The 21252-nt window shown below is 42.5% G+C and carries 19 protein-coding genes and 1 pseudogene; 9 read left to right on the top strand and 11 right to left on the bottom strand.

Annotation, left to right across the window (positions count from 1 at the left end):
• The first annotated feature begins 37 nt into the window (after positions 1-37).
• Entirely contained in the window at positions 38-652 is a 615-nt protein-coding gene (locus tag V7K84_RS16570; RefSeq protein WP_334720305.1) for a TetR/AcrR family transcriptional regulator, read from the top strand.
• A gap of 62 nt (positions 653-714) precedes the next feature.
• On the opposite strand, the gene V7K84_RS16575 is transcribed toward V7K84_RS16570, so the two are convergent.
• A complete protein-coding gene (locus V7K84_RS16575) occupies positions 715-1155 on the bottom strand; it encodes a DUF4332 domain-containing protein (protein ID WP_334839673.1) in 441 nt (146 codons plus the stop codon).
• Positions 1156-1838: 683 nt separating this feature from the next.
• A complete protein-coding gene (locus V7K84_RS16580; protein WP_334839567.1) occupies positions 1839-2588 on the bottom strand; it encodes a class I SAM-dependent methyltransferase in 750 nt (249 codons plus the stop codon).
• A gap of 93 nt (positions 2589-2681) precedes the next feature.
• Here V7K84_RS16580 and V7K84_RS16585 point away from each other — a divergent pair, with 93 nt between their 5' ends.
• On the top strand, positions 2682-3146 hold the full coding sequence (locus V7K84_RS16585; RefSeq protein WP_334839568.1) for a DUF29 domain-containing protein: 465 nt from the start codon (positions 2682-2684) through the stop codon (positions 3144-3146).
• Between the two features lie 8 nt (positions 3147-3154).
• On the opposite strand, the gene V7K84_RS16590 is transcribed toward V7K84_RS16585, so the two are convergent.
• Positions 3155-3955, bottom strand: coding sequence for a PhzF family phenazine biosynthesis protein (locus V7K84_RS16590; protein ID WP_334839569.1), 801 nt, complete (start codon positions 3953-3955; stop codon positions 3155-3157).
• Positions 3956-4100: 145 nt separating this feature from the next.
• Between V7K84_RS16590 and V7K84_RS16595 the strand changes: the two genes are divergently transcribed.
• Positions 4101-4355: a hypothetical protein gene (locus V7K84_RS16595; RefSeq protein WP_334839570.1), complete on the top strand. Its 255-nt coding sequence runs from the start codon at positions 4101-4103 to the stop codon at positions 4353-4355.
• A 28-nt stretch (positions 4356-4383) separates the two neighbouring features.
• Complete coding sequence (locus V7K84_RS16600) at positions 4384-5766, top strand: aminopeptidase P family protein (RefSeq protein WP_334839573.1); 1383 nt, start codon at positions 4384-4386, stop codon at positions 5764-5766.
• 111 nt (positions 5767-5877) lie between these two features.
• Here V7K84_RS16600 and V7K84_RS16605 read toward each other — a convergent pair whose 3' ends face one another.
• Positions 5878-6801, bottom strand: a complete 924-nt coding sequence (locus V7K84_RS16605; RefSeq protein WP_334839574.1) for a shikimate dehydrogenase — start codon at positions 6799-6801, stop codon at positions 5878-5880.
• 191 nt (positions 6802-6992) lie between these two features.
• On the opposite strand from V7K84_RS16605, the gene V7K84_RS16610 reads away from it, so the two are divergent.
• Positions 6993-7925, top strand: coding sequence for an alpha/beta fold hydrolase (locus V7K84_RS16610; protein ID WP_334839575.1), 933 nt, complete (start codon positions 6993-6995; stop codon positions 7923-7925).
• Between the two features lie 60 nt (positions 7926-7985).
• On the opposite strand, the gene V7K84_RS16615 is transcribed toward V7K84_RS16610, so the two are convergent.
• Positions 7986-8705 (bottom strand): hypothetical protein, encoded by a 720-nt coding sequence (locus V7K84_RS16615; protein WP_334839576.1) that lies wholly within the window; start codon positions 8703-8705, stop codon positions 7986-7988.
• 638 nt (positions 8706-9343) lie between these two features.
• The gene (locus tag V7K84_RS16620; RefSeq protein WP_334839578.1) at positions 9344-10300 is read right to left on the bottom strand and encodes an aldo/keto reductase; all 957 of its coding nucleotides are present in this window, start codon (positions 10298-10300) and stop codon (positions 9344-9346) included.
• 79 nt (positions 10301-10379) lie between these two features.
• On the opposite strand from V7K84_RS16620, the gene V7K84_RS16625 reads away from it, so the two are divergent.
• Both V7K84_RS16625 and V7K84_RS16630 read left to right on the top strand, forming a co-directional pair.
• On the top strand, positions 10380-10979 hold the full coding sequence (locus V7K84_RS16625) for a DUF1802 family protein (RefSeq protein WP_334839580.1): 600 nt from the start codon (positions 10380-10382) through the stop codon (positions 10977-10979).
• A 438-nt stretch (positions 10980-11417) separates the two neighbouring features.
• Positions 11418-11681, top strand: coding sequence for a hypothetical protein (locus tag V7K84_RS16630; protein ID WP_334839581.1), 264 nt, complete (start codon positions 11418-11420; stop codon positions 11679-11681).
• Between the two features lie 61 nt (positions 11682-11742).
• Here V7K84_RS16630 and ggt read toward each other — a convergent pair whose 3' ends face one another.
• The gene (ggt, locus tag V7K84_RS16635) at positions 11743-13506 is read right to left on the bottom strand and encodes a gamma-glutamyltransferase (protein WP_334839583.1); all 1764 of its coding nucleotides are present in this window, start codon (positions 13504-13506) and stop codon (positions 11743-11745) included.
• 596 nt (positions 13507-14102) lie between these two features.
• Here ggt and V7K84_RS16640 point away from each other — a divergent pair.
• Both V7K84_RS16640 and V7K84_RS16645 read left to right on the top strand, forming a co-directional pair.
• Positions 14103-17084, top strand: a pseudogene (locus V7K84_RS16640) (beta strand repeat-containing protein); the annotation flags it as partial.
• Positions 17085-17226: 142 nt separating this feature from the next.
• Complete coding sequence (locus V7K84_RS16645) at positions 17227-17844, top strand: Uma2 family endonuclease (RefSeq protein ID WP_334839587.1); 618 nt, start codon at positions 17227-17229, stop codon at positions 17842-17844.
• 69 nt (positions 17845-17913) lie between these two features.
• On the opposite strand, the gene V7K84_RS16650 is transcribed toward V7K84_RS16645, so the two are convergent.
• The 4 genes from V7K84_RS16650 to V7K84_RS16665 all read right to left on the bottom strand — a co-directional run bounded on the left by V7K84_RS16650 (position 17914) and on the right by V7K84_RS16665 (position 21229).
• Entirely contained in the window at positions 17914-18822 is a 909-nt protein-coding gene (locus V7K84_RS16650; RefSeq protein WP_334839589.1) for a glycine betaine ABC transporter substrate-binding protein, read from the bottom strand.
• Positions 18822-19454: an ABC transporter permease gene (locus V7K84_RS16655; protein ID WP_094352407.1), complete on the bottom strand. Its 633-nt coding sequence runs from the start codon at positions 19452-19454 to the stop codon at positions 18822-18824. The genes V7K84_RS16650 and V7K84_RS16655 overlap by 1 nt, the downstream gene beginning before the upstream one ends.
• On the bottom strand, positions 19451-20209 hold the full coding sequence (locus V7K84_RS16660; protein WP_334839675.1) for an ATP-binding cassette domain-containing protein: 759 nt from the start codon (positions 20207-20209) through the stop codon (positions 19451-19453). Before V7K84_RS16660 ends, V7K84_RS16655 begins: the two co-directional genes overlap by 4 nt.
• Positions 20210-20290: 81 nt before the next feature.
• Positions 20291-21229 carry an ABC transporter permease gene (locus V7K84_RS16665; protein WP_334839591.1) on the bottom strand — a complete coding sequence of 313 codons (939 nt, stop codon included), beginning with the start codon at positions 21227-21229 and terminating at the stop codon, positions 20291-20293.
• Between the last annotated feature and the right edge of the window lie 23 nt (positions 21230-21252).

Raw genomic sequence — 21252 nt, forward strand, 5'->3', positions numbered from 1 at the left:
CTACAAGTCTTGTTACGGATATCTAACCATAACTTTTATGCGAGTTTTTAATTCTTCCCCACCTTCAGAGGCTCAGACGCGCACCCGGATTTTAGAGGCAGCACAACGGTTGTTTGCTTCTAAGGGATTTGACGGTACTACCACCCGTGACTTAGCACAAGCGGCAAGTGTAGCTGAAGGCACTCTATTTCGTCATTTTCCGAATAAAAAAGCAATTTTGGTCGAAGTAGCCACGAGTGGCTGGGTAGAGATTCTTACAGATTTGCTCACAGAACTAAGTGAAATGGGCAGCTATAAAGCCGTCGCTCAGGTGATGCGCCGTCGGATGTGGAATTTCCAAAAAAATGCCGATTTGATGCGTGTTTGTTTTATGGAGGTACAATTTCACCCCGATTTGCGCGATCGCATTCAATTAGAAGTGATTACCAAAATGACTGATGTCGGCGAAGCATTCTTTCAAACAGCGATGGATAAAGGTATTTATCGTCAAGGAGATGCGAAGCTAGTTGCAAAAGTTTTCTTAGGAATGTTTGCGATCGCAGGTTTCTCTAACAACACCATCATCGAACCTGACGCTTCTCCCCAACAAATGCAGGAAATGGCCGAAGGACTCGCTGATATCTTTCTTAATGGTGTCTTGGTTAAAGAGTGAGGAGTTATGAGTTAGGAGTTATGGATTATGAGTTTTAACTCCTAACTCCTAACTCCCAACTCCTAACTGATGATTGCTTTAGCTTGCTGACTCCACTGTTGTACTAGCTCAATTGCTGGACACAAATCTCGGCGTTGCATTGTTGCTACTTGCAAGCGCATAATTTGTTGGTGCAATCTGTGAGTGGGAGTTTGAGCTAACTGCACTACAGAACCAATACCTGCATGAAGCAATAAACCACAATATTGTGTCCCCACACTGGGAATACGTGCCAAGTCAGCTAAAGCCATCCATTTATTTACATACTGAAGATGAATCTGTAGTTTATTTGCTAACGCTAGTCTTGACTCTAGAGTTTTCCCTTGTTTGACTAAGGTTACTGTGCTAGTAATCCCACAATTTTGGAGTTGAGATTGTTCCTCATGGCTCAATCCAGGTAATTCCTCAATTGGCCAATCACGAGATTGGATAGTAGTTCTACTATCTTTGTGTTTAGCAGACATTGTTGAAATTAAAATATAGGCTTGTTTAAATATTGTGACAGTTGCTTCTCCTTTAAAAGTACGCTCTTGCGGTTTAGTGTTTGTATTGATCTGCAATTTTAAGCCAACCTTCTGCAATGCGATTGCATCGACTGACAATGCCATTGCATCGACTAACAATGCGATTGCATCGCCTAACAATGCGATTGTTTCGACTGACAATGCAATTGCATCGCCTAACAATGCGATTGCATCGACTGACAATGCCATTGCATCGACTGACAAACATTAGATATCTTGCAAAACCCCTAACAGCCCCTAATATGATGTCCGGGTAATTGACCATAATAACCGGAACCCCACCCCGCAAAAGCTCTGCTTTAGCTCCCCTCCCCGCTTGCGGCTATGCTTTACCCACATCTTTCTTTACAATCTTGAAACCCATGTTCTATAACCTTCTTAGACATTGAGAATTTAGGTATACTTGACAAATTCGCTTTTAATCTTCTCGCTAAAACTGCGTTTTTATTGAGAATGAACAACGAACGAATCAGGGTTATAAAAACCTGAGTCAATACTCTCGCAAATGTTAAGAAAGATCCGGGTAATGGATAGCCGCTTGCGGGGAGGGGTTGGGGGTGGGGTTCTTTTATTATGGGTTATGGGTAATTTGGCAGACATGATATAACCAACCGCATTGACAGCTATTTTAGGCAGGTAATGCCGATCGTATCGGGATAGTCAATGTAATCCTGCCAAAACTCGGAGCCAAATTTCTGTATGCCTTTGGGAGAGACTATTGGATGATGCCAGTGGATCTCTTTAAAACCAGCACTCATCAAAGCCCATTCATAAGTCGCTTTGCTGAGGTAGTAGTTATCAATATTGATAGACTCACCGTCATCAGGAATGCTCAATGTTAAGGTTAAGGTTATGGGCGTACCTTCCTTGAGCGACTGGGCACATCTCCTAACAATGCCATATTTCTGATGTTTATCATAAAACTCTGGAAGCAGTTCTAAATTATTATTCAAACTGACGAATCGACCACCAAGTTTAAGATGAATTGCTATGGCCTGACACATTTTGAGTAGTTGCTCTTTAGTTGAAGCGTAATTGAGCAAGTAGGAGGCTACCACAAGATCGAAGCTGCCAATAGAACCAATTTCCATGACATCACCAATGATATATTCAATTTCAAGTGGCACAGAGGCTTCTTCAAGTCTTGCCAACTTTATCATTTCTGAGGAAATATCCACACCAACCAAACGTGCAGCGCCATTCATTTTGAGCAATCGCGTGAAAAATCCTTCTCCACAAGCTAGATCGAGGATTGATTTCCCGGCAACATCTCCGATTAAATTTAAGTATGTATATGCCTCGCCATACAAGCGATAAGGCAATTTGTTAAGTTTTTGAAACTGGAGAGCGATGCGATCGTACTCGGCTGCCATTTTTTCACCTCACTTGCAAAAGCTTCCTTGACGTTAAAATGGGCGTAAAGTATCTCCAATTTAGGTAGTATACGGTAGAATTCCAGCAAGCTCATGACCCAGATTCCAAAAAGCGCAGCCCAGTTGTATGAAACAGACTTTGCAGCATGGACAGAAAAAACTGTACAACTCATTCGTGCTGGACAATTTGGACAAGTAGACTGGGATGCTGTGATTGAGGAGATTGAAAGCTTGGGACGGTCAGAACGACGAGAGTTGAAAAGCCGCTTGGAAGTATTATTACAGCATTTGCTCAAGTGGCAATATCAATCTAGTTTGCGGAGTGGCTCTTGGCGGAATACTATTGATGAGCAGCGCCACAAAATTGCAGATTTACTGCAAGAGAGTCCCAGCCTCAAGTCTTATCCAGAAGAAGTTTTAGCCCAGTGCTATCATCGGGGATTGAAAGCTGCTAATAATGAAACCGAACTACCAATAAATACGTTTCCAGTGGAATGTCCTTATTCCATTGCCCAAATTCTTGATGGTGAGTTTTTGCCGGATGTTATTGATTTGTAATATGAGGTTTATGCAGTAATTAACTCGCCTCGCAGCACAGTTACCGCTTGTCCGGCGAGTAAGACGCGATCGCCACCGTCATAATACACCTTCACCACGCCACCGCGACTAGATGCTTGATAAGCCAAAAACTCATTTTTGTGCAAGCGATCGCGCCAGAACCAAGCGAGACAGCAATGAGCTGCTCCTGTAACTGGGTCTTCATTAATACCTAATCCCGGTGCAAAGAAGCGAGAGACGAAATCATATTCAGAATCAGAGTCAGTGAGGCTGGTGACAATGACATCAGAAATCGGTAAGGTTTTGAGTAGTTGAAAATTAGGCTGTATTTGCCGCACCAATTCTTCAGATTCCAATTCCACTAGATAACCTAGTGAATTCTGCAAGACAGATTTGTAGGGTACACCCAAAGCTTGCTTGAGTTCTGGAGGAGCGACTGTTGCTTGTGAGTAATTTACTGGGAAATCTAACTCAATCCACTCACCTTGCAACTTCGCAATCAGCACTCCACTTTTGGTATAAAAACGTGCAACTTCATCGGGTGACAAATGTCCCTCTGACCAAAGTACATGGGCACTAGCTAAAGTTGCGTGACCGCAAAGCGGCACTTCCACCGTGGGCGTAAACCAACGCAGATTAAAGCCATCATCTTGTCTGACTAGAAAAGCCGTCTCAGATAAATTCATCTCCTGCGCCAAGTTTTGCATCCAGCGCTCGTTTTGAGGAGTAGGCAAAACACAGACAGCAGCAGGATTACCTGCGAAAGGTGTATTGGTAAAAGCATCAACCTGAGTAATGATTTGTCCCATTAGATAGACTCACCTTGAAAGTTAGACAGCAATATATTTATCAGTAGCAAGGTGTAAGAGCGCGGCGTGCCCCTACTTGTTTAATGAGAACCACTATATACAGTACCTTAGAAATTAGGAATACAATCTCCAAAAACTAGAGTCAATGTTAAAGCAAACCGAAAACGTGAGGATAAAAATCTTCAGAAGCATCTTTGCTGCTATCAACTTAGCGCTAATTTCTGGAGGATTAGTTAGTTGTGTTGTTGAAGCCCCGCAGCCACTTGCACCAATTGAGCAACAAAAACCAGAGTTACAACCTAACCAGAACAACAAAGATGACGACCACAAAGATGACGATCGCAAAGATGGCGATCGCAAAAATGATAAAAAAGATGACGATAAAGACGATAACGACTAAATAAAGGTAAAATTATCACCTTACATTTATGCTTATCCAACAAACTTCTACTTCCCTCGGCGATACTTTACGCCACCGACGGCAACAACTAGCCAAGCTGATTGATTTTCCGGCAATTCTGTGGTCAGGTAGCAATAATCCGCGCAACTTTCCGGCAAATTCCTTTCCATTTCGTGCTAACAGTCATTTCCTTTATTTCGCTGGACTGCCATTACCAAAGGCGGCAATTCGTCTAGAAGCGGGAAAACTAGAACTATTCATCGACGAGCCGTCACCCAGTAGCGCCCTTTGGCATGGAGAAATGCCAACGCGCGAAGAAATAGCCGAGAAGATTGGGGCGGATGTGGCAGGGCCAATGGCAGAATTAGAGTCTTGGCTAGAAAATGCCGCGACACTTGCCGTTCAAGATGCAGCTACTTGGACGCAGCAATCACAGCTATTAAATAGATGGGTTTTACCACAAAGTCCTCCCCAAGGAATTGACTTGGAGTTAGCAAAGGCGATCGTTTCACTCCGCCTCACCCACGATGATGCGGCATTAACCGAGTTGCGAAAAGCTGCGGCACTCACTGTCAAAGCTCACAAAGCGGGGATGGCAGCAACACCCCAAGCCAAACTAGAAGCAGAAGTTCGGGCAGCGATGGAAGGGGTGATTATTGCCCACAATATGACTACCTCTTACAACAGTATTGTCACCGTTCGCGGTGAAGTTTTGCATAACGAGCATTATCACCATAGTTTGCAACCAGGTGATTTACTGCTTGCCGATGTTGGCGCTGAAACTGAGACTGGTTGGGCAGGTGATGTAACTCGCACGTGGCCAGTTTCAGGGAAGTTTTCATCTACCCAAAGAGATATTTATAATGTCGTTTTGGCAGCCCATGATGCTTGCATTGCCAAAATCCAGCCTGGTGTAGAGTATGGGGATATTCATCTGCTAGCGGCTACAGCGATCGCTGAAGGTTTAGTAGAGTTAGGTATTTTACAAGGAAATCCCCAAGATTTAGTAGAAATCGATGCTCATGCGCTGTTTTTCCCTCATGGTATCGGTCATCTACTGGGTTTAGATGTCCATGATATGGAAGATTTGGGCGATTTAGCCGGGTATGAAGAGGGACGTTCAAGGAGCGATCGCTTTGGCTTAAGCTATCTCCGTTTAAATCGTCCCCTGCGTCCAGGAATGTTAGTCACAATTGAGCCTGGTTTTTATCAAGTACCAGCAATTTTAAATGATGTTAATGTTCGTTCCAAATATCAGAATGTGGTGAATTGGCAGCGTTTATCTGAATTTGCCGATGTCCGCGGAATTCGCATTGAAGATGATGTTTTAGTTACTACAGAAGGTAGCGAAGTCTTAACCGCCGCATTGCCGAACGATGCCGATACTGTAGAGAATCTAGTTAATGGTTGAGTTTACGCTGAATTTTACCCCACCCTAACCCTCCCCTTGCAAAGGGGAGGGAACCGGAGATCCTATTTTCTGCCTTTGCAAGGGGGGATTAAGGGGGGTAATTAAGTTTCATCACTCCACCAAACCCAGGTGATTTTGTAACGCTTGGCGCATCACTTCTACAGGCAAAGTTTCCAGATGCAACCAGATTTTTAATGCTGCTACCCCTTGTTGGACTAGCATTTCTAATCCATCGATCGCAATTGCACCTTGTTTTTCAGCCTGCTGGAGAAATTGCGTTGGTTTAGGAATATATATTAAATCGTAAGCGATCGCACCCGTTGGTAAATTTGCGATTTCTTCTACACTCAAAGGCGATTCATCGACTTTGGGATACATCCCAATCGGAGTTGTATTTACCAGCAGATTTGCCTGGGGAATGAGCTTTGGTAATTCTTCCCATTGATGAACCTGGAATTTATCAGCTAGAGATGAATTGCTCCAACTATTGCGGAATTCTTCTAATCTCTGCATATTGCGCCCAACAACATGAATTTGGGCAAAACCTAGCTGAATACAACCTGCTACAACTGCTCTGGCTGCACCACCATTGCCTAAAATTACCGCTACTTTCTGACTCCAATCTTGTTTATATGTTGTCTTCAAAGGGGCGATAAATCCTTCTATATCTGTATTTGTGCCTACCCATTTGTGATTTTGGCGGCTAACAGTATTCACGGCTCCAATAGTTTGAGCCAGGGGTGTAATTTCTGAGAGTAAAGGGATGATTGCCTGTTTGTGAGGTATTGTCACACTAAAGCCGACAACCCCAACAGCAGCAAAACCTGCGATCGCCACCTCTAAATTTTGTGGTTCAATCGGAAAAGGTAGATAAATGTAATCTAATCCTAATTGTGCGATGTCTTCTCTACGAGAGGCTTCGCCAACGACGAGCTGCGCTAACGCAGCATTATGCATCACTGGCGACAGCGAATGTTCCACCGGATGTCCAATGACTCCTAGTAGTTTAGTTTTGCCTGTAATTTTTTTTGTCATTAGTCATTAGTCATTTGTCATTTGTCATTTGTCATTTGTCATTAGTCATTTATCCCCCCTGCTCCCCTGCTCCCTTGCTCCCCTGCTCCCTTGCTCCCCTGCTCCCTTGCTCCCCTGCTCCCCTGCTCCCCTGCCCCAATCCCCTCGCCTAGTTTACAATTATTAAAAGCTACTTAACATTTCTTTAAATCATGCAGGTAACTACAGCCTCCTCTACAACTCCAATTCCTGGCAAATATTGGCAGTGGCGCGGGCACAACGTTTACTATGTGCGTGCGGGAGAGAAACAAACCCAACGTCCGCCTTTGCTTTTGGTACATGGATTTGGTGCTTCTACAGACCACTGGCGCAAGAATATCACAGGATTGTGTCAAGATTTTGAAGTATTTGCGATCGACCTTTTGGGATTTGGGCGATCGGCAAAACCAAAATTGCAGTATAGTGGCGACTTGTGGCGCGACCAACTCCATGATTTTATCAGCGAAGTGATTGGTCAAAAAGCAGTATTAGCCGGTAATTCTCTTGGTGGTTATGCTTGCTTATGTGTTGCAGCCCAACGTCCTGACAGTGCGGCTGGATTAGTGTTGCTCAATAGTGCCGGGCCTTTTAGCGAAAGCCAGCCGACATCTGAACCTGAAGCTTTGCAAAGCGAAATCCAGCCACCCAAAAAACCCTCTTCTTTAGAGAAACTTCTGGGTGACTCAGTTAAATGGATGTTTCAACAACCTTTAGCTCAGTTTCTGTTATTTCAATACGTGCGACAACGTTGGGTAATTCGCCAAACTTTAGAAAAGGTATATCTTGATAAAAGTGCAATTACAGACCAATTAGTAGAAGAAATTTCTCGTCCTGCTTCTGATCCGGGTGCGTTGGATGTGTTTGTTTCAGTTTTTAGCAGTCCTCAAGGGGAAAAAGTTGATGTGCTACTAAAGCAATTAACTTGTCCTTTATTGATGTTGTGGGGAGAAGCCGATCCTTGGATGAATACTAGAGAACGTTCTCCAAAGTTTCGTCAATATTGTCCTGGATTGACAGAGCATTTCTTAACAGCAGGTCATTGTCCTCACGATGAAATACCCGATAGAGTAAATCAACTTTTACGCGATTGGGTTTTGTCTAAGTAAGTAAGCATGAATAATTAAAGGTTTGTAGTAAGCAGCTGAAGCAGCTTACTACGAATAAACTTATTTAAAAACGTAAGATTTAATTTCTTGCTCTATTTGGTCACTAATAATCTCAGTTCCCATACCGATTTTATCGAGGTTAACCCTCACAAAATTTGTTTTGTCTTCTTTTGTAAACTTTTTATCATTATCCGAGTCTTTAAGAATTTTTAGAAAAATTGCATTTTGACCTGGAACAACAACCCAACTGATGATTCGAGTATTATTTGGGGTAATTTGCTGGAGATTCTTACCTGATAAATCAGAAAGATAGCCAATAGTAGCATCTTCGCCATTAAGTTTTTTATCTGTATTTGTATCTTGGTCAATGATTTTATATAACCAAACTCTTGTAGTTGGTTTATTTGCCGCTTTTACCTCCAATAAATCGAAGGAAGCGATAATGGCTTTTTTATTTAATAAAAGATGAGCTTCACCACCTTGCTTTTGATAAAAGATGATATTATACAATTGATTATTTCTTCCATTTTCATAAGAACGTGAAAGGTTTAAATCAACTCCTTTATCTTCATTCTGCTCTGCAAGGCTAACAGGAATCATCAGATAATCTGATTGTTCCTTAATAATTAAATCGCCATAGATAAGATTTTGTTGTGGCTTCGGTTTCTCAGTTGCTTTTGCCTGTTCTGCATTTTTACTAACAGAAGATTTACAGGAAAAAGAAAGAGCAGCTACAATCATAGCTGTAGTAATCTTATTTAAAAAGCGATAATTTTTCATCAAATTTTCCTTGCAGGATATGTTGCTGTCTTATTTTATTCGCTGCTGGAAAATTAGCTAGAGTCCAATACGCTTCAATAGAGTTCAGCTAAGACCAAAAATTATACTGATGTATGTTGGATTTCGTTTCTCAACCCAACAAAGCCCCACCGATAATCCCTGCCGTACTGAGAAAATCATATTACAATAAAATGCCAAAAACCTGGTCGAGGTTGACCAGGTTTTATCGAGTTTACAGGTTTCAAATTTTAAACTAATTAACTAACTGAACGTTAATAACTAGGGTGGACTAAAAAACTAACAAACTCAGCATTCTTGCGTTTTTCCGCTTTAGGATTTGGCTTTGCCTTTTACATTAGGCTTTTTGCCACTTTTATCACATTTGATATGCTGAAACTTGCTTGGGCTGATGACAAGGGGACACTAAGTCATTGACCCTTTGGTTTGGTTTTATTTTGTTTGGTGTCCTACTATCTAAATTATCACTTACATTTGTGAGTTGCAACCCTTGGTTTACGAAAGTTGACCTTTTGTTAGATTTTGCAATGTAGAGCCATAAATTTGATCCCCAGCCCTATTTTGAAGAAAGTTATAGGGATCTTGGATAGATTAAGCATAGCAACCAAACTGCATTGTCATCAATCCCACATAATCTGATTGTCATCCAGATGGTCGGTGACAATACGGCCAATGGCATCAATTTCTGCCAATTCGGCGGTAGAAAGCTTGATTTGGGCGGCTAATGCGTTGTCTCGTGCTTGTTCGGGATAACGCCCTCCGGCGATCGCATTTGTTTGAGGTTGAGCAATTAACCAGGCTAAAGCTAACTGAGCAAGGGTACAATTATGATGAAGGGCTATAGGACGCAGTTTTTCTAGCGCTTGTTGGGCACGTTCAAAGTTTTCGCCTTGAAACAGTTTATTTTTAGCACGGTTATCTGTTGGGTCAAATTTATGACCGAGAGCAAATCTTCCCGTTAACAACCCCTGTGCTAAAGGCGAATAAGCAAGGATAGAAATATTGTTTTCGATACAATAGGGCAATGCATCTTGTTCTACCTGTCTCCAGAATAAAGAATAGGGTGGTTGTAAACTATCAATACGTCCATAACTTGCTGCTTCTGCTAACTGGGCGTGAGAAAAGTTGGAAACACCGATCGCTCGAATTTTACCTTGCTCTTTGAGCAGGTTAAGAGCTTTCATAGTTTCTTCGATAGGTACTATTTCACTATTGAAAGCGCCGGAGGGCCAATGTATTTGGTAAAGATCGATGTAATCAGTTTTCAGGTTAGTTAAGGAGCGATCGCAAGCTTCAATGACTTGTTCATACTTTAGATGGTTAGCAAAAACTTTCGTGGCATACTCCACATGAGTTCGCACATCAGATAAAGCTTCAGCAACAATTCGCTCAGAGTGTCCTTCACCATAAGCTTCAGCAGTATCAATTGTCGTGATCCCAGCTTCATAAGCGGCTCGAATAGTTTTAATCGAGTCAGCATCCTCAATTCCCACCCACATTCTTTTACCAGCTTGCCAAGTTCCCATCAGAATGGGTGTGATTTTGACTTCACTTGTACCTAGGGTTCGCTTTTCCATAACTGCTTCCTAATTCATTTCCTTGGACAGGTTCATACTTTATCAGTCTTAGCTTTAAATTAAATCAGAGTTACTGTAGATGCCGATGGAATTGACTACAACTTTTCATGCTCTCAAAGAATGGGCAGTTGCCATAAATGCCTTGGAAAGTGGCAATACAATTATGTTGCTCCGTAAAGGCGGTATCCACGAACGAAATGGACATTTCCAAGTTGCCCACAAGCAAATTCTGCTTTATCCTACTTATGAACATCAACAAGCTTTCATGCTGAAAGCTGAATATGCGAATAATGTCTATCCAGTAACATCAGGCTGGCATCCTGAAACAGTTCGCATTGGTAGTTGGGCTGAAATTACAGATATTTTGCCCTGTAGTGACGAATCTATTGTCAACAACTTACTTCCCTTCCATATTTGGAACGAGCATTTTATTAGCGATCGCCTCAAATGGAGAGCACGTCAGCCCCTTTATATTCTCCTCCTACGGACATATAAACTACCGCAAGAGCAAGAAATTCCCTATTACGCCAAATACGCTGGCTGCAAGTCATGGATTGATTTAGATCGAGAAATTCAGTTGCAAACAGCACAACCAGTTTTATCTAACTTTGCATACAGCCAACTAGTAGAGACAATTCGCGAGATTGTCGGCGATAAGTTGTATGCTCCATCCTTCTAATAACCCTACTTGTTGCCCAAATCCCCGACTTTTTTAAAAAGTCGGGGATTTAAATTTAGCTTATAGATAAGAGTGTTTAATCAACGGAACTTTATAACTAACTTCTAGAATCTGCGCTTATATATCTCAGCAGAAAAACAAATAGTCTGATTGCGAACCCCAGCCAAAATAGTAGTGATTGTTACACACGATCGCAAAAAACGCGGATAACATGGGAAAAATCTCACCTAATAAACAAGGTGAGCCAAGGCTGTTTATCTTTATGTCCCGTTAGCAGCTGTCTTCCAGGCTATGAGTTATTAAGCAATTATCTCGCAGTGGATAGAACTTAATTACATTTTGTCCAAAGTATTAGACAAAAATTATCCCCAAGGGTGATAATTAGCTTGACAAAGATCAGCTATTATGCATTATTAGCTAGAAGCAAAGGAGTTTGCAATGCATCGACAAATGTGCTGGTTATCTAAGTCTGGTGGCGATGGAGAGAAAATTTTGTATTTGCAGACAGAACCCAATCAACCTTGGCGTCCTTACACAGCTCTTGGACATTTTACAGTCCCAGATTATCAAATACCAGGTGGCTCTAAAGGTTGGGCAACTTATCAAAAACTTTTGAAAGCAGGTTGGACACTAGTACCTAGCGCACGGGCAAACGAGTTTGGCAGCAGCAGCTACGCAGAGTCAACAATCCAAAATCAATAGTCATTTATCATTTGTCATTTGTCATTTGTCATTAGTTATTTTTTCCGTCCCCGCGTCTTCCTCATAAACCTCTGGGGGAACCTTCGCCGCGAGGATCGGCGGCTCCTTCTAAAATTCCATCAGATGTAACAGCGATCGCGTTACCATTACCCCAAGGAGTAGTTTCCTTAATTTTGTGCCCCCGACGGCGTAAGTCTTGCAAAGTCAAAGCATCCAAGCCCCAGGATTCAACGCGCAACTCATCTGGCAGCCATTGATGATGTATGCGTGGAACAGAAATAGCCGCACCAACATCCATGTTGTATTCCAGCACATTCAGGATTACTTGCAAAACCTGGGTGATGATGGTGCTACCACCAGGCGCACCCGCTGCCATCCGAAAATGACCATTTTCTGTGACAATTGTGGGAGTCATGCTGGATAGGGGAGTTTTGCGGGGTGCAATGCTGTTGGCATCATTACCAACCAAACCAAAAGCATTAGGCACTCCTGGTGCAGCGGCAAAATCATCCATCTCATTATTGAGAATAATTCCAGTTCCCGGTGTCACCACACCAGCACCAAAACTGAGATTAATGGTGAAAGTCAGACTGACGGCGTTATGTTCTTCATCCACAACATTCAGATGAGTGGTTTGGAGAGATTCATGCGGAAGACAAGAGGATGAAGGAAGACGCAGACATTTTGAATTTAAATCTCCTGGCTTGACTTCGGTGGAGGGTCGAGCCATTTGCATATTAATTTCTTGACGGCGTTTTTTGGCGTAAGCTGGACTGAGCAGTTCTTGTACGGGGACTTTGACAAAATCAGGATCGCCTAAATATTTTGAGCGATCGCTATAAGCAATCTTCATTGCTTCTACCATTAAATGTATCGCGTCTGGATGATGCCATCCCAAAGATTTTAGATCGGTGTCACCGATAATATTTAAAATCTGCAATAGGTGAACGCCTCCTGATGATGGTGGTGGCATTGAGCAGATTTTAGCTTTGCGGAAGTTGCCACAAACAGGAGTGCGCCAGATTGGTTTGTAGGCTTTCAGGTCTTCGAGAGAAATTAAACCACCATTTTTTACCATATCAGAAGCGATCGCACGAGCAATACTTCCGGTGTAAAAACTTTGGGGATTTTCGGTAATTGCTGTTAAAGTGCGTGCCAAATCGCGCTGCACCAGTTTTTCCCTTGGTTGATAAAATTCACCATTGCGAGTAAAAATTTCTCGCGCTGCGGGATTCTTGAGAATTGCTTCCTGGCGCTGGTTGAGCCTCTGGGTTAGCACATTGCCAAGAATAAAGCCATCTTTAGCGAGTGCGATCGCAGGTTTCATTACCTCTTGCCAAGAAAGCTTACCATAGCGACGATGCACTTCATAAAGTCCCGCTACCGTTCCTGGTGTCGCTACTGCCAAATAACCATTAATACTTGCATTCGGACGCACCTTTCCTGCTGCATCCAAATACATATTTCTTGTAGCTTTCAGGGGTGCGCGTTCGCGGAAATCTAACGCTTTCATCTCGCCAGTTTTCTCAGAGTGCATCAGCAAAAATCCACCGCCACCGATTCCCGCCGAAAAAGGCTCAACTACAGAAAGTGCAAAGGTTGTGGCTACAGCTGCATCCACTGCATTACCCCCTTTGCGTAACATCAAAATTCCCGCTTCACTTGCTAGGGGATGGGCTGAAACCACCATTCCCTTCTTGCTGCGTAGGGGTAAAGTTAAGGCTGCTGATGCAACTTGACTGTAAAGTAAGACGGTGAAAGAAAAGATTGCGATTGCAACTCGCTTGGGTTTAGCAACAGCAAGCCTTTTTATACCATTACTCATAGAAGATTATATATATTTAGCATCTTGGTGTACTTAATTTATCAGATTTTGATCGCCATTGTTTGCGTAGCTTGCCGCCGTAGACATCGTTCTTCTACCCCCGCTTGAACGATTATAAATATGAAGAGTATGCAAAGATTTTTTGAAAAGATAGACATCTAAGTAAATATTCGATATTTAATTATTGTCAAGTTATTTTGATATTTCCTATTTTCCAGATAGAAATTCAAGAGCGATGCCTACGGTGGCAAGCTACGGTGACAACGAATGCATAAAGATTTCCTATTTTGTGCTGTCTCAAGTGTTCCCTACCTATTTTGAAACTAGTAAGACTTATGCGTTGACAAACCAACTAAATTTTGTACAGTGCTTAAGACTTAGATAGTTTTGAATACTGGGATAGTAATGTTTGCCAGCGACTTAAAAGGGAAATCTTTAATGAACGATTTGCAACTCTATCTAAAGACTGAATAAGTATGCCGAAAGCTACAACTTTTGGCAGATTATTTGTGCCATCAAACAGCACTAACTCGATTATTGACAACTAAAGTTACTCCAAAAATCGATTCAGGTAGAAAAAACTTATGGCAATTAGCATTGGAACCAACGGTAACGATACCCTACGGGGGGCTTATTACTACGACACCCTAACTGGTGGCGGTGGCAACGATATATTTATTTACGACGAGAACTCAGCCTACGCTTATATTCATACGATCGCCGATTTCGGTGGAGTAGGTAAAGGAACAAACCCCACAGCAGCAGTCATAGCCGAAGTGGATACCCTAAGTTTCTATAGTGATAGTGACTTTACTGCCCAAAACTTGATCTTCACGCAGAATGGCAACAATCTGGAAATCAGCTTTCTAGGGCAAAGTTTTCGCAAAATTATTTTGGAAAACTTTGCCCTAGAAAACCTGGATAACCTCACAAAATCCACTGGAGCCACTGTAAATTTAGGCAATATTCTGTTTTATGGGCAAACTACCATCACCGACAGCTTTGATGTCTTCAATGCTAACTCTACCCAAAGCACTGTCTTTAGAAAAAACACAGTCACCTTCCTAAACGACCTATCTAACAATGTTAGTGGATTTGACAATTCAAATGATGTCATCAATGGTCAAGGGGGTAATGACATTATTGAAGGCTTAAGTGGCAATGACCTTTTGAGAGGTGGTGCGGGCAATAATACCCTCAATGGTGGTGTTGGTGACGACTTTTTGGATGCTGACTTCCCCTCAGGTAATAATCTACTTAATGGTGGCGATGGCAATGATTCTCTGACAGCCTCTGGAAGGTACGAGTATTCCTCCGAGTACGGAGAAGTCGACGATCGCTCTTTAGGCAATAATACCCTCAACGGTGGTGCTGGTGATGATACTTTAAATGCTAGCGGTTCATTTGGCGATAACCTCTTAGATGGGGGCGATGGCAATGATTCTCTCTCCATCTCTGGGAATGGAACGGGTCAGGAGTACGGACGAACCAACGATCGCTCTTTAGGCGATAACACCCTCAACGGTAGTACTGGTGATGATACTTTAAATGCTAGTGGATCATCAGGCGATAACCTGCTTTTTGGAGGCGATGGCAATGATTTTCTAGACATCTCTGGCTTTTTTGAAGTTTATTACGACTCCGGCGACGACTCTCGCTCATCTGGCAAGAACCTCCTCTCTGGGGGCGATGGCAATGATACTCTAACAGCCTCTGGTGGCACTGGTAATAACACCCTCAACGGTGGTAATGGCGATGATAGTCTTACAGGCGGTAATGGCGATGATAGTCTCACAGGCGGTGGTGGTAAGGATAAATTTGTTTACAACGGCTTAGTCAGAAACACGATTGGCGAAATAAGCACATACCCGATTAATAGTGGCACTCATACGATCGCCGATTTCGGTGGAGTAGGTAAAGGAATAAACCCCACAGCAGCAGTCATTGCCGAACTGGATACTCTGATATTCCAGGACAATATTGGTTTCACTGCCGACAATTTGCTTCTCATCCAGAATGGCACTAGTTTAGAAATCAGCTTTCAAGGATATGGTGATACCAGATTCATCTTGGAAAACTTTGCCCTGTCCAACCTTGATAACCTCACCAAATCTACTGGAGCCAGTGTAGATTTGGGCAATATTCTGTTTTATGGGCAAACTACGATCGCCGACAGCTTTGATGTCTTCGATCCCAACTTCACCCAAAGCACTGTCTTTAAAAAAAATACAGTCACTTTCCTAAACGACCTATCCAACAATGTTAGTGGATTTGACAATTCAAATGATGTCATCAATGGTCAAGGGGGTGATGACATTATTGAAGGCTTAAGTGGCAATGATATTTTGAGAGGTGGCAATGGCAATAATACTCTCAACGGTGGCGAAGGCAATGATACTCTCAATGGTGGCATCGACAATAACACCCTCAATGGCGGAAATGGCGATGATTCTTTAAATTTCTACTCCCTATCTACGTTAGTAACTCAAACAGTAGACGGGGGAACAGGTAACGACACTTTGTCTTTCAGTTATGGCAGTGCTACCACAGGAATTACTTCAACTTTTGATGCGACTACTAACATTGGAGTAATTTCTTCGACGGCAGACACAACAGTGTTTAACTACAAGAATATCGAACAATTAAATATCACAGGTACAGACTACGATGATTATCTTGTGGGAAGCAATGGTAATGATACGCTCCGCTCAGGCAATGGTAACGACACAATAGATGGCGGCGCTGGTGAAGATTTCTTGGATATTAGTCTTTCAACAGGGAATCACCTCCTCAATGGAGGCAGTGGCAATGATTCTTTACAGGCCTTGAGTTCCCTTGAGGACGAATTCGGAAATTACGTTAAGGGTAGCGTATCTGGCAATAACACCCTCAACGGTGGTGTTGGTAACGATATATTGTATGTTTCCGGTTCATTGGGCGATAACCTCTTAGATGGGGGCGATGGTAATGATTTTCTCTCTGTCATTTTTGACGCCTCTGGTGAAAACACCCTCAACGGTGGTGTTGGTAACGATACATTGAATGTTGATAACTATACATTGGATGTTGGCTCCTCAACAGGCAATAGTCTATTAGATGGGGGTGATGGTAATGATTCCTTGATAGCCTCTTATGGTGATGATACCCTCCAAGGTGGCAATGGTGATGATATCCTCAGAGGTGGCTTTGGCGATGCTATCATCATCGGTGGCAAGGGTAATGATAGGCTCTTTGGGGAAGGTGGTACTGATACCTTTGTTTTTAGTAGTTTCGATGAAGGTCTCGATCTGATACGTGATTTCGGTGCCGTTAATGAACCTAATGAACTAATTCAGGTGTCGGCTGCTGGTTTTGGTGGCGGTTTATCAGCAGGTGTACTTAAGGCAAGTCAGTTTACACTTGGAGAATCTGCAACCACTAGCACCCAGCGATTTATTTATAACTCCACTACAGGTGCATTGTTCTTTGACCAAGATGGTAGTGCAGGCGAATTTACTCAAGTACAATTTGCTCAGGTGCAATTTACAACATTATCTGCTGGGTTGTCACTAACAAACAACAATTTTGTGGTTGTTTAATCGTTATCCTCAATGTAATGCGATGTCTGGCGACAAGCCGCTTCTCTACGTTCCCTGCGGGACGCTTACGCGAACGCGCAGCGTGTCGCAGACAGAGGCTACGCCAACGCGTCTACGCCAATATCTAAAATGTGAGCTAATTATGGATACCGTAATTACACCAGAAAGAATCGAGTTACCACCTGGCGCGGTGTTGAAGCTTTTGGGAGATTGGAAAGATTATCAAGTTTTGAGTCAGCAACTAGGCGATCGCTCCTCGCCTCGCATTAAATATCGTCCTGGAGAGATTTTGCTAATGGCACCGCTACCAGAGCATGGAAGAGATGCGAGTTTGTTGGCATTGATAGTAATAGCTATACTTGACCATTTAAACCGCGCATACGAGTCATTTACGCCCATTACCATGAGCTTGCCAGAGATTAGCGGTATTGAACCAGACTTTTGTTTTTACATTGAAAATTGCAGAGCAGTAGTAGGCAAAAAAAGAATTGATTGGGAGTCAGATCCACCACCAGATTTAGCAATTGAAATAGATGTGACAAGCTACACCGATATTAATGATTTTTTGCCTTATCGAGTGCCAGAAGTTTGGATATTAAAGAGTAATCGGTTATTAATTTATCGATTGCACGGAGAAAGTTATGTGCTTACAGAAAGCAGCTACTTTGGTAACGTCAGAGAAATTGTGCAGCAATGTCTTCAAATGGCCAATGAGCAAACAACAAGTGAAGTCATTAGGTGGTTAAGGAACTATTTATGAGGAAATCTAGTTCCCTCCCCTTTATAAGGGGAGGGTTAGGGTGGGGTAAAGCCTATCCTTAATTACGAATTACGAATTATTTAATCCCTTCGATTTGCGAAACTCCTGGACAACATCTTTAACATCACGTAATTCCCCTTCAACTAAATAGTTTAACTGTCGCATTTCATCTGCCGAAATCTTTCCAGCGAGGGAAGCGATCGCAGTTCTTAATTCGGGATATTTTTTTAATATTTCTTGTCGGACAATTGGCACAGTTTCGTAAGGTGGAAAATACTTTTTATCATCCTTGAGTACAACTAAACCCAAGCGAGAAATTTGCCCGTCAGTGGAATTACCCGCCACCATATCCACTTGTTTTTGAATCAAAGCACGATATATTAAACCCAAGTCCATGATTTGCGGAGATTTAACAAAACGTAAATCGTAAGTTTTCGCTAATCCGGGAAAACCATCTTCTCTTTCTAAAAATTCGTAACCGAAACCGCCACGCCACTGCGGTGTATATTGAGTAGCTTGGGAGAGAGTTTGAATATTGTAGCGTCTGGCATCTTCACCCCGGACAATCATCGCAAAAGTGTTTTCAAAACCCAAGCTGGGCATCACTTCCAAATTGAACTGCTGGGAGTATGCTTGTCTTAACTTTTCATAAACTTCTTTCGGATCGTTAACTGCTTTTTGCTTCAAAATTGCAGTAAAAGCTGTGCCTGTGTACTCAATATAAGCATCAATTTTGCCAGCAGCGATCGCACTATGACAAACAAAAGAACCACCCAAACGGGGACGACGAGCTACTTTTAAATTAGTTGTCGCCTCAATTTGCTGTGCTAACAGTTCACCTAAAATATCTTGTTCGGTAAAATCTTTGGAGGCAACAATAATATTACCACCGTTATTACTATTTAAATTCGGCGTACAGCCAACAATTATCAATAATAAGGCAAAACTTAAAAAGCAAAGCGTGAAAAATCTTTTCATTAACTTTTAATTTTTAATTTATTCTCCATCCAGCCAATTGCAAAGTCAGCTAATAATGCAATTACCGCCGCCGGAACTGCACCAGCTAAAATTAACTGATCGTTTACTACTGATATACCGCGAAAAATAAATACTCCCAAACCACCAGCCCCAATTGCAGCGGCAATAGTTGCAATACCTATGGCGATTACTGTTGCGACTCGCACACCTGCCAAAATTACTCCCATTGCTAAGGGAATCTCAACTTGTAATAACAATTGTCTATCTGTCATACCCATGCCTCTCCCAGCTTCTCGAATTGCTGGATCGACGCTAGTAATACCTGTGTAAGTGTTACGAATTATCGGCAGCAAGGAATATACAGTCAGGGCAACAATTGCTGGTACTGCACCAATTCCGCCAATTATCGGAACAGGAATGAGTAAACCAAAAAGTGCCAAGCTGGGTATAGTTTGGAGAATATTTGCTATACCGAGAATTGGTTGACGGAGATAGGTTTTACGTGTAATTAAAATACCTAAAGGAATGCCTACAAGTATGGCAATTCCGATCGCGATACCTACTAAAAATAGATGTTCGAGTGTATGCTGAAGAATTTCTGGGGCATACTTAACCAAGAAGAAATTTTTCATAAAGTATCTTGCAGGGAACGCAGACATTGCAGAAAGGCGAGGCTTTCTGGGTGTTGCGATCGCATAAATTCATCTTTCGTCCCCAATACTACCAATTCTCCGCCATACATTAAACCAATTCTTGATGCCAAAACTAAGGCTTCTTGAATATCGTGGGTGACGAAAACAACTGTTTTACCTAACTCTTGCTGCAAATGCCGAAACTCTTGTTGCAGTTCGAGGCGCGTAATTGGATCGAGTGCGCCAAAGGGTTCATCCATCAACAATACTGGCGGATCTGCTGCTAAAGCCCTGGCTACACCGACTCTTTGCCTTTGTCCTCCTGAAAGTTCGTGCGGATAACGTGTGGCAAATTGTGCTGGTTCTAAGCCTACCAATTGCAACAATTCATAAACCCGGATTTTAATTTGTTTCGGTTGCCAACCTTCTAAAGACGGGACTAAACCCACATTGCGTTCGACAGTGAAATGGGGAAATAAACCAATTTCTTGAATGACATAACCAATTTTTCGCCGCAGTTTAATTTCATCCCATTCAGTTGTGGGAACGCCATCAAATAAAACTTCGCCTTGTGTAGGTGTAAATAGGCGATTAATTAACTTCATTGTGGTGGTTTTGCCGCTACCACTGCGCCCAAGTAATACCAGTGCTTCTCCTTGACGGATGGTGAAATTGAGATTTGACACCAATGGGCGATGATTGCGGCTAAAAGTGACATCGCGGAATTCGATGGCGGTTTGGTTATTTTGCGGCATGAGTGGCTTTTGAGGGACGCTAGCTATTGTATTATGTGCTGATTTTGCTAGCGTGCTAACGCCCATTTGCTTTTCCTAAAATTAGTCCGAATGGCGATTTTCTCCAAAGTAGGGAGTACCTAAAGCTTTCGGGGGTGTAGATTTCCCCAACTTACCCACTAATGCCAATAAAGCGATCGCATAAGGTAGCATTACTAAAAATTGGTAAGGAATATTTGCCCCTAATGCCTGAATTCGCAGTTGTAAAGCTTCTGTAGCCCCAAACAGCAAACAAGCCAAAGCACTACCTACAGGATGCCATCTGCCAAAAATTAATGCTGCGATCGCAATAAATCCTTTACCAGCACTCATCCCCTCGGCAAAAAATCTTACCTGTACCAGAGTTAAATAAGCACCTCCTAAACTCGCAAGACAGCCACTAATTACCACTGCGATATAACGGACAAATGGTACGGAAATTCCCGCCGTGTCAGCAGCTTTTGGAGATTCACCCACTGCCCGCAATGTCAGCCCAAAGCTAGTTTTAAATAAAAGGTATGTAGTGAAAATAACTAAGATAAATAATAGATATACCAAAAAATCTTGCTGAAACAGTAGCGGCCCGATTAGGGGAATATTGGCTAAACCAGGAATCATAATTCTCCCAATTCCAGGTAACTGCTGCGTACTACTGCCACTAAACACTAACCGGGCTAAAAACGATGTTAATCCAGCTGCGACAAGATTAATTGCTAGCCCAGAGACTAATTGATCGACACGCAAAGTTACACACAAAAAAGCATGGAGTAGTCCGACTAATCCTCCAGCAATCAAGGATGCAAGGATACCAAGCCAGGGATTGCCAGTGTAGAAAGTAGCCGCAGCACTAGTGAAAGCGCCTGTCAGCAACATTCCTTCTAAGGCGATATTTAACACCCCCGATCGTTCCGAGTACAATCCTCCAAGGGCTGCAAATGCTAAGGGGACGGCTAGACGCAAGGTAGCTATTAAGTAATCAGAGAAGAAGTTGAGATTATTCATGGAGTTATTTTTAAACGCAGAGG

It is taken from the genome of Nostoc sp., from assembly GCF_036917315.1.
GTDB lineage: Bacteria > Cyanobacteriota > Cyanobacteriia > Cyanobacteriales > Nostocaceae > Nostoc.

Excerpts from the sequence above, each read along its gene's own strand:
- V7K84_RS16585 (WP_334839568.1), top strand. The coding sequence starts at position 2,682 with ATGACCCAGATTCCAAAAAGCGCAGCCCAGTTGTATGAAACAGACTTT.
- V7K84_RS16610 (WP_334839575.1), top strand. The coding sequence starts at position 6,993 with ATGCAGGTAACTACAGCCTCCTCTACAACTCCAATTCCTGGCAAATAT.
- V7K84_RS16630 (WP_334839581.1), top strand. The coding sequence starts at position 11,418 with ATGCATCGACAAATGTGCTGGTTATCTAAGTCTGGTGGCGATGGAGAG.
- V7K84_RS16605 (WP_334839574.1), bottom strand. The coding sequence starts at position 6,801 with ATGACAAAAAAAATTACAGGCAAAACTAAACTACTAGGAGTCATTGGA.
- V7K84_RS16650 (WP_334839589.1), bottom strand. The coding sequence starts at position 18,822 with ATGAAAAGATTTTTCACGCTTTGCTTTTTAAGTTTTGCCTTATTATTG.
- V7K84_RS16665 (WP_334839591.1), bottom strand. The coding sequence starts at position 21,229 with ATGAATAATCTCAACTTCTTCTCTGATTACTTAATAGCTACCTTGCGT.
- V7K84_RS16570 (WP_334720305.1), top strand. The coding sequence starts at position 38 with ATGCGAGTTTTTAATTCTTCCCCACCTTCAGAGGCTCAGACGCGCACC.
- V7K84_RS16600 (WP_334839573.1), top strand. The coding sequence starts at position 4,384 with ATGCTTATCCAACAAACTTCTACTTCCCTCGGCGATACTTTACGCCAC.
- V7K84_RS16620 (WP_334839578.1), bottom strand. The coding sequence starts at position 10,300 with ATGGAAAAGCGAACCCTAGGTACAAGTGAAGTCAAAATCACACCCATT.
- V7K84_RS16580 (WP_334839567.1), bottom strand. The coding sequence starts at position 2,588 with ATGGCAGCCGAGTACGATCGCATCGCTCTCCAGTTTCAAAAACTTAAC.
- V7K84_RS16615 (WP_334839576.1), bottom strand. The coding sequence starts at position 8,705 with ATGAAAAATTATCGCTTTTTAAATAAGATTACTACAGCTATGATTGTA.
- V7K84_RS16645 (WP_334839587.1), top strand. The coding sequence starts at position 17,227 with ATGGATACCGTAATTACACCAGAAAGAATCGAGTTACCACCTGGCGCG.
- V7K84_RS16590 (WP_334839569.1), bottom strand. The coding sequence starts at position 3,955 with ATGGGACAAATCATTACTCAGGTTGATGCTTTTACCAATACACCTTTC.
- V7K84_RS16660 (WP_334839675.1), bottom strand. The coding sequence starts at position 20,209 with ATGCCGCAAAATAACCAAACCGCCATCGAATTCCGCGATGTCACTTTT.
- V7K84_RS16625 (WP_334839580.1), top strand. The coding sequence starts at position 10,380 with ATGCCGATGGAATTGACTACAACTTTTCATGCTCTCAAAGAATGGGCA.
- V7K84_RS16595 (WP_334839570.1), top strand. The coding sequence starts at position 4,101 with ATGTTAAAGCAAACCGAAAACGTGAGGATAAAAATCTTCAGAAGCATC.
- V7K84_RS16655 (WP_094352407.1), bottom strand. The coding sequence starts at position 19,454 with ATGAAAAATTTCTTCTTGGTTAAGTATGCCCCAGAAATTCTTCAGCAT.
- ggt (WP_334839583.1), bottom strand. The coding sequence starts at position 13,506 with ATGAGTAATGGTATAAAAAGGCTTGCTGTTGCTAAACCCAAGCGAGTT.
- V7K84_RS16575 (WP_334839673.1), bottom strand. The coding sequence starts at position 1,155 with ATGTCTGCTAAACACAAAGATAGTAGAACTACTATCCAATCTCGTGAT.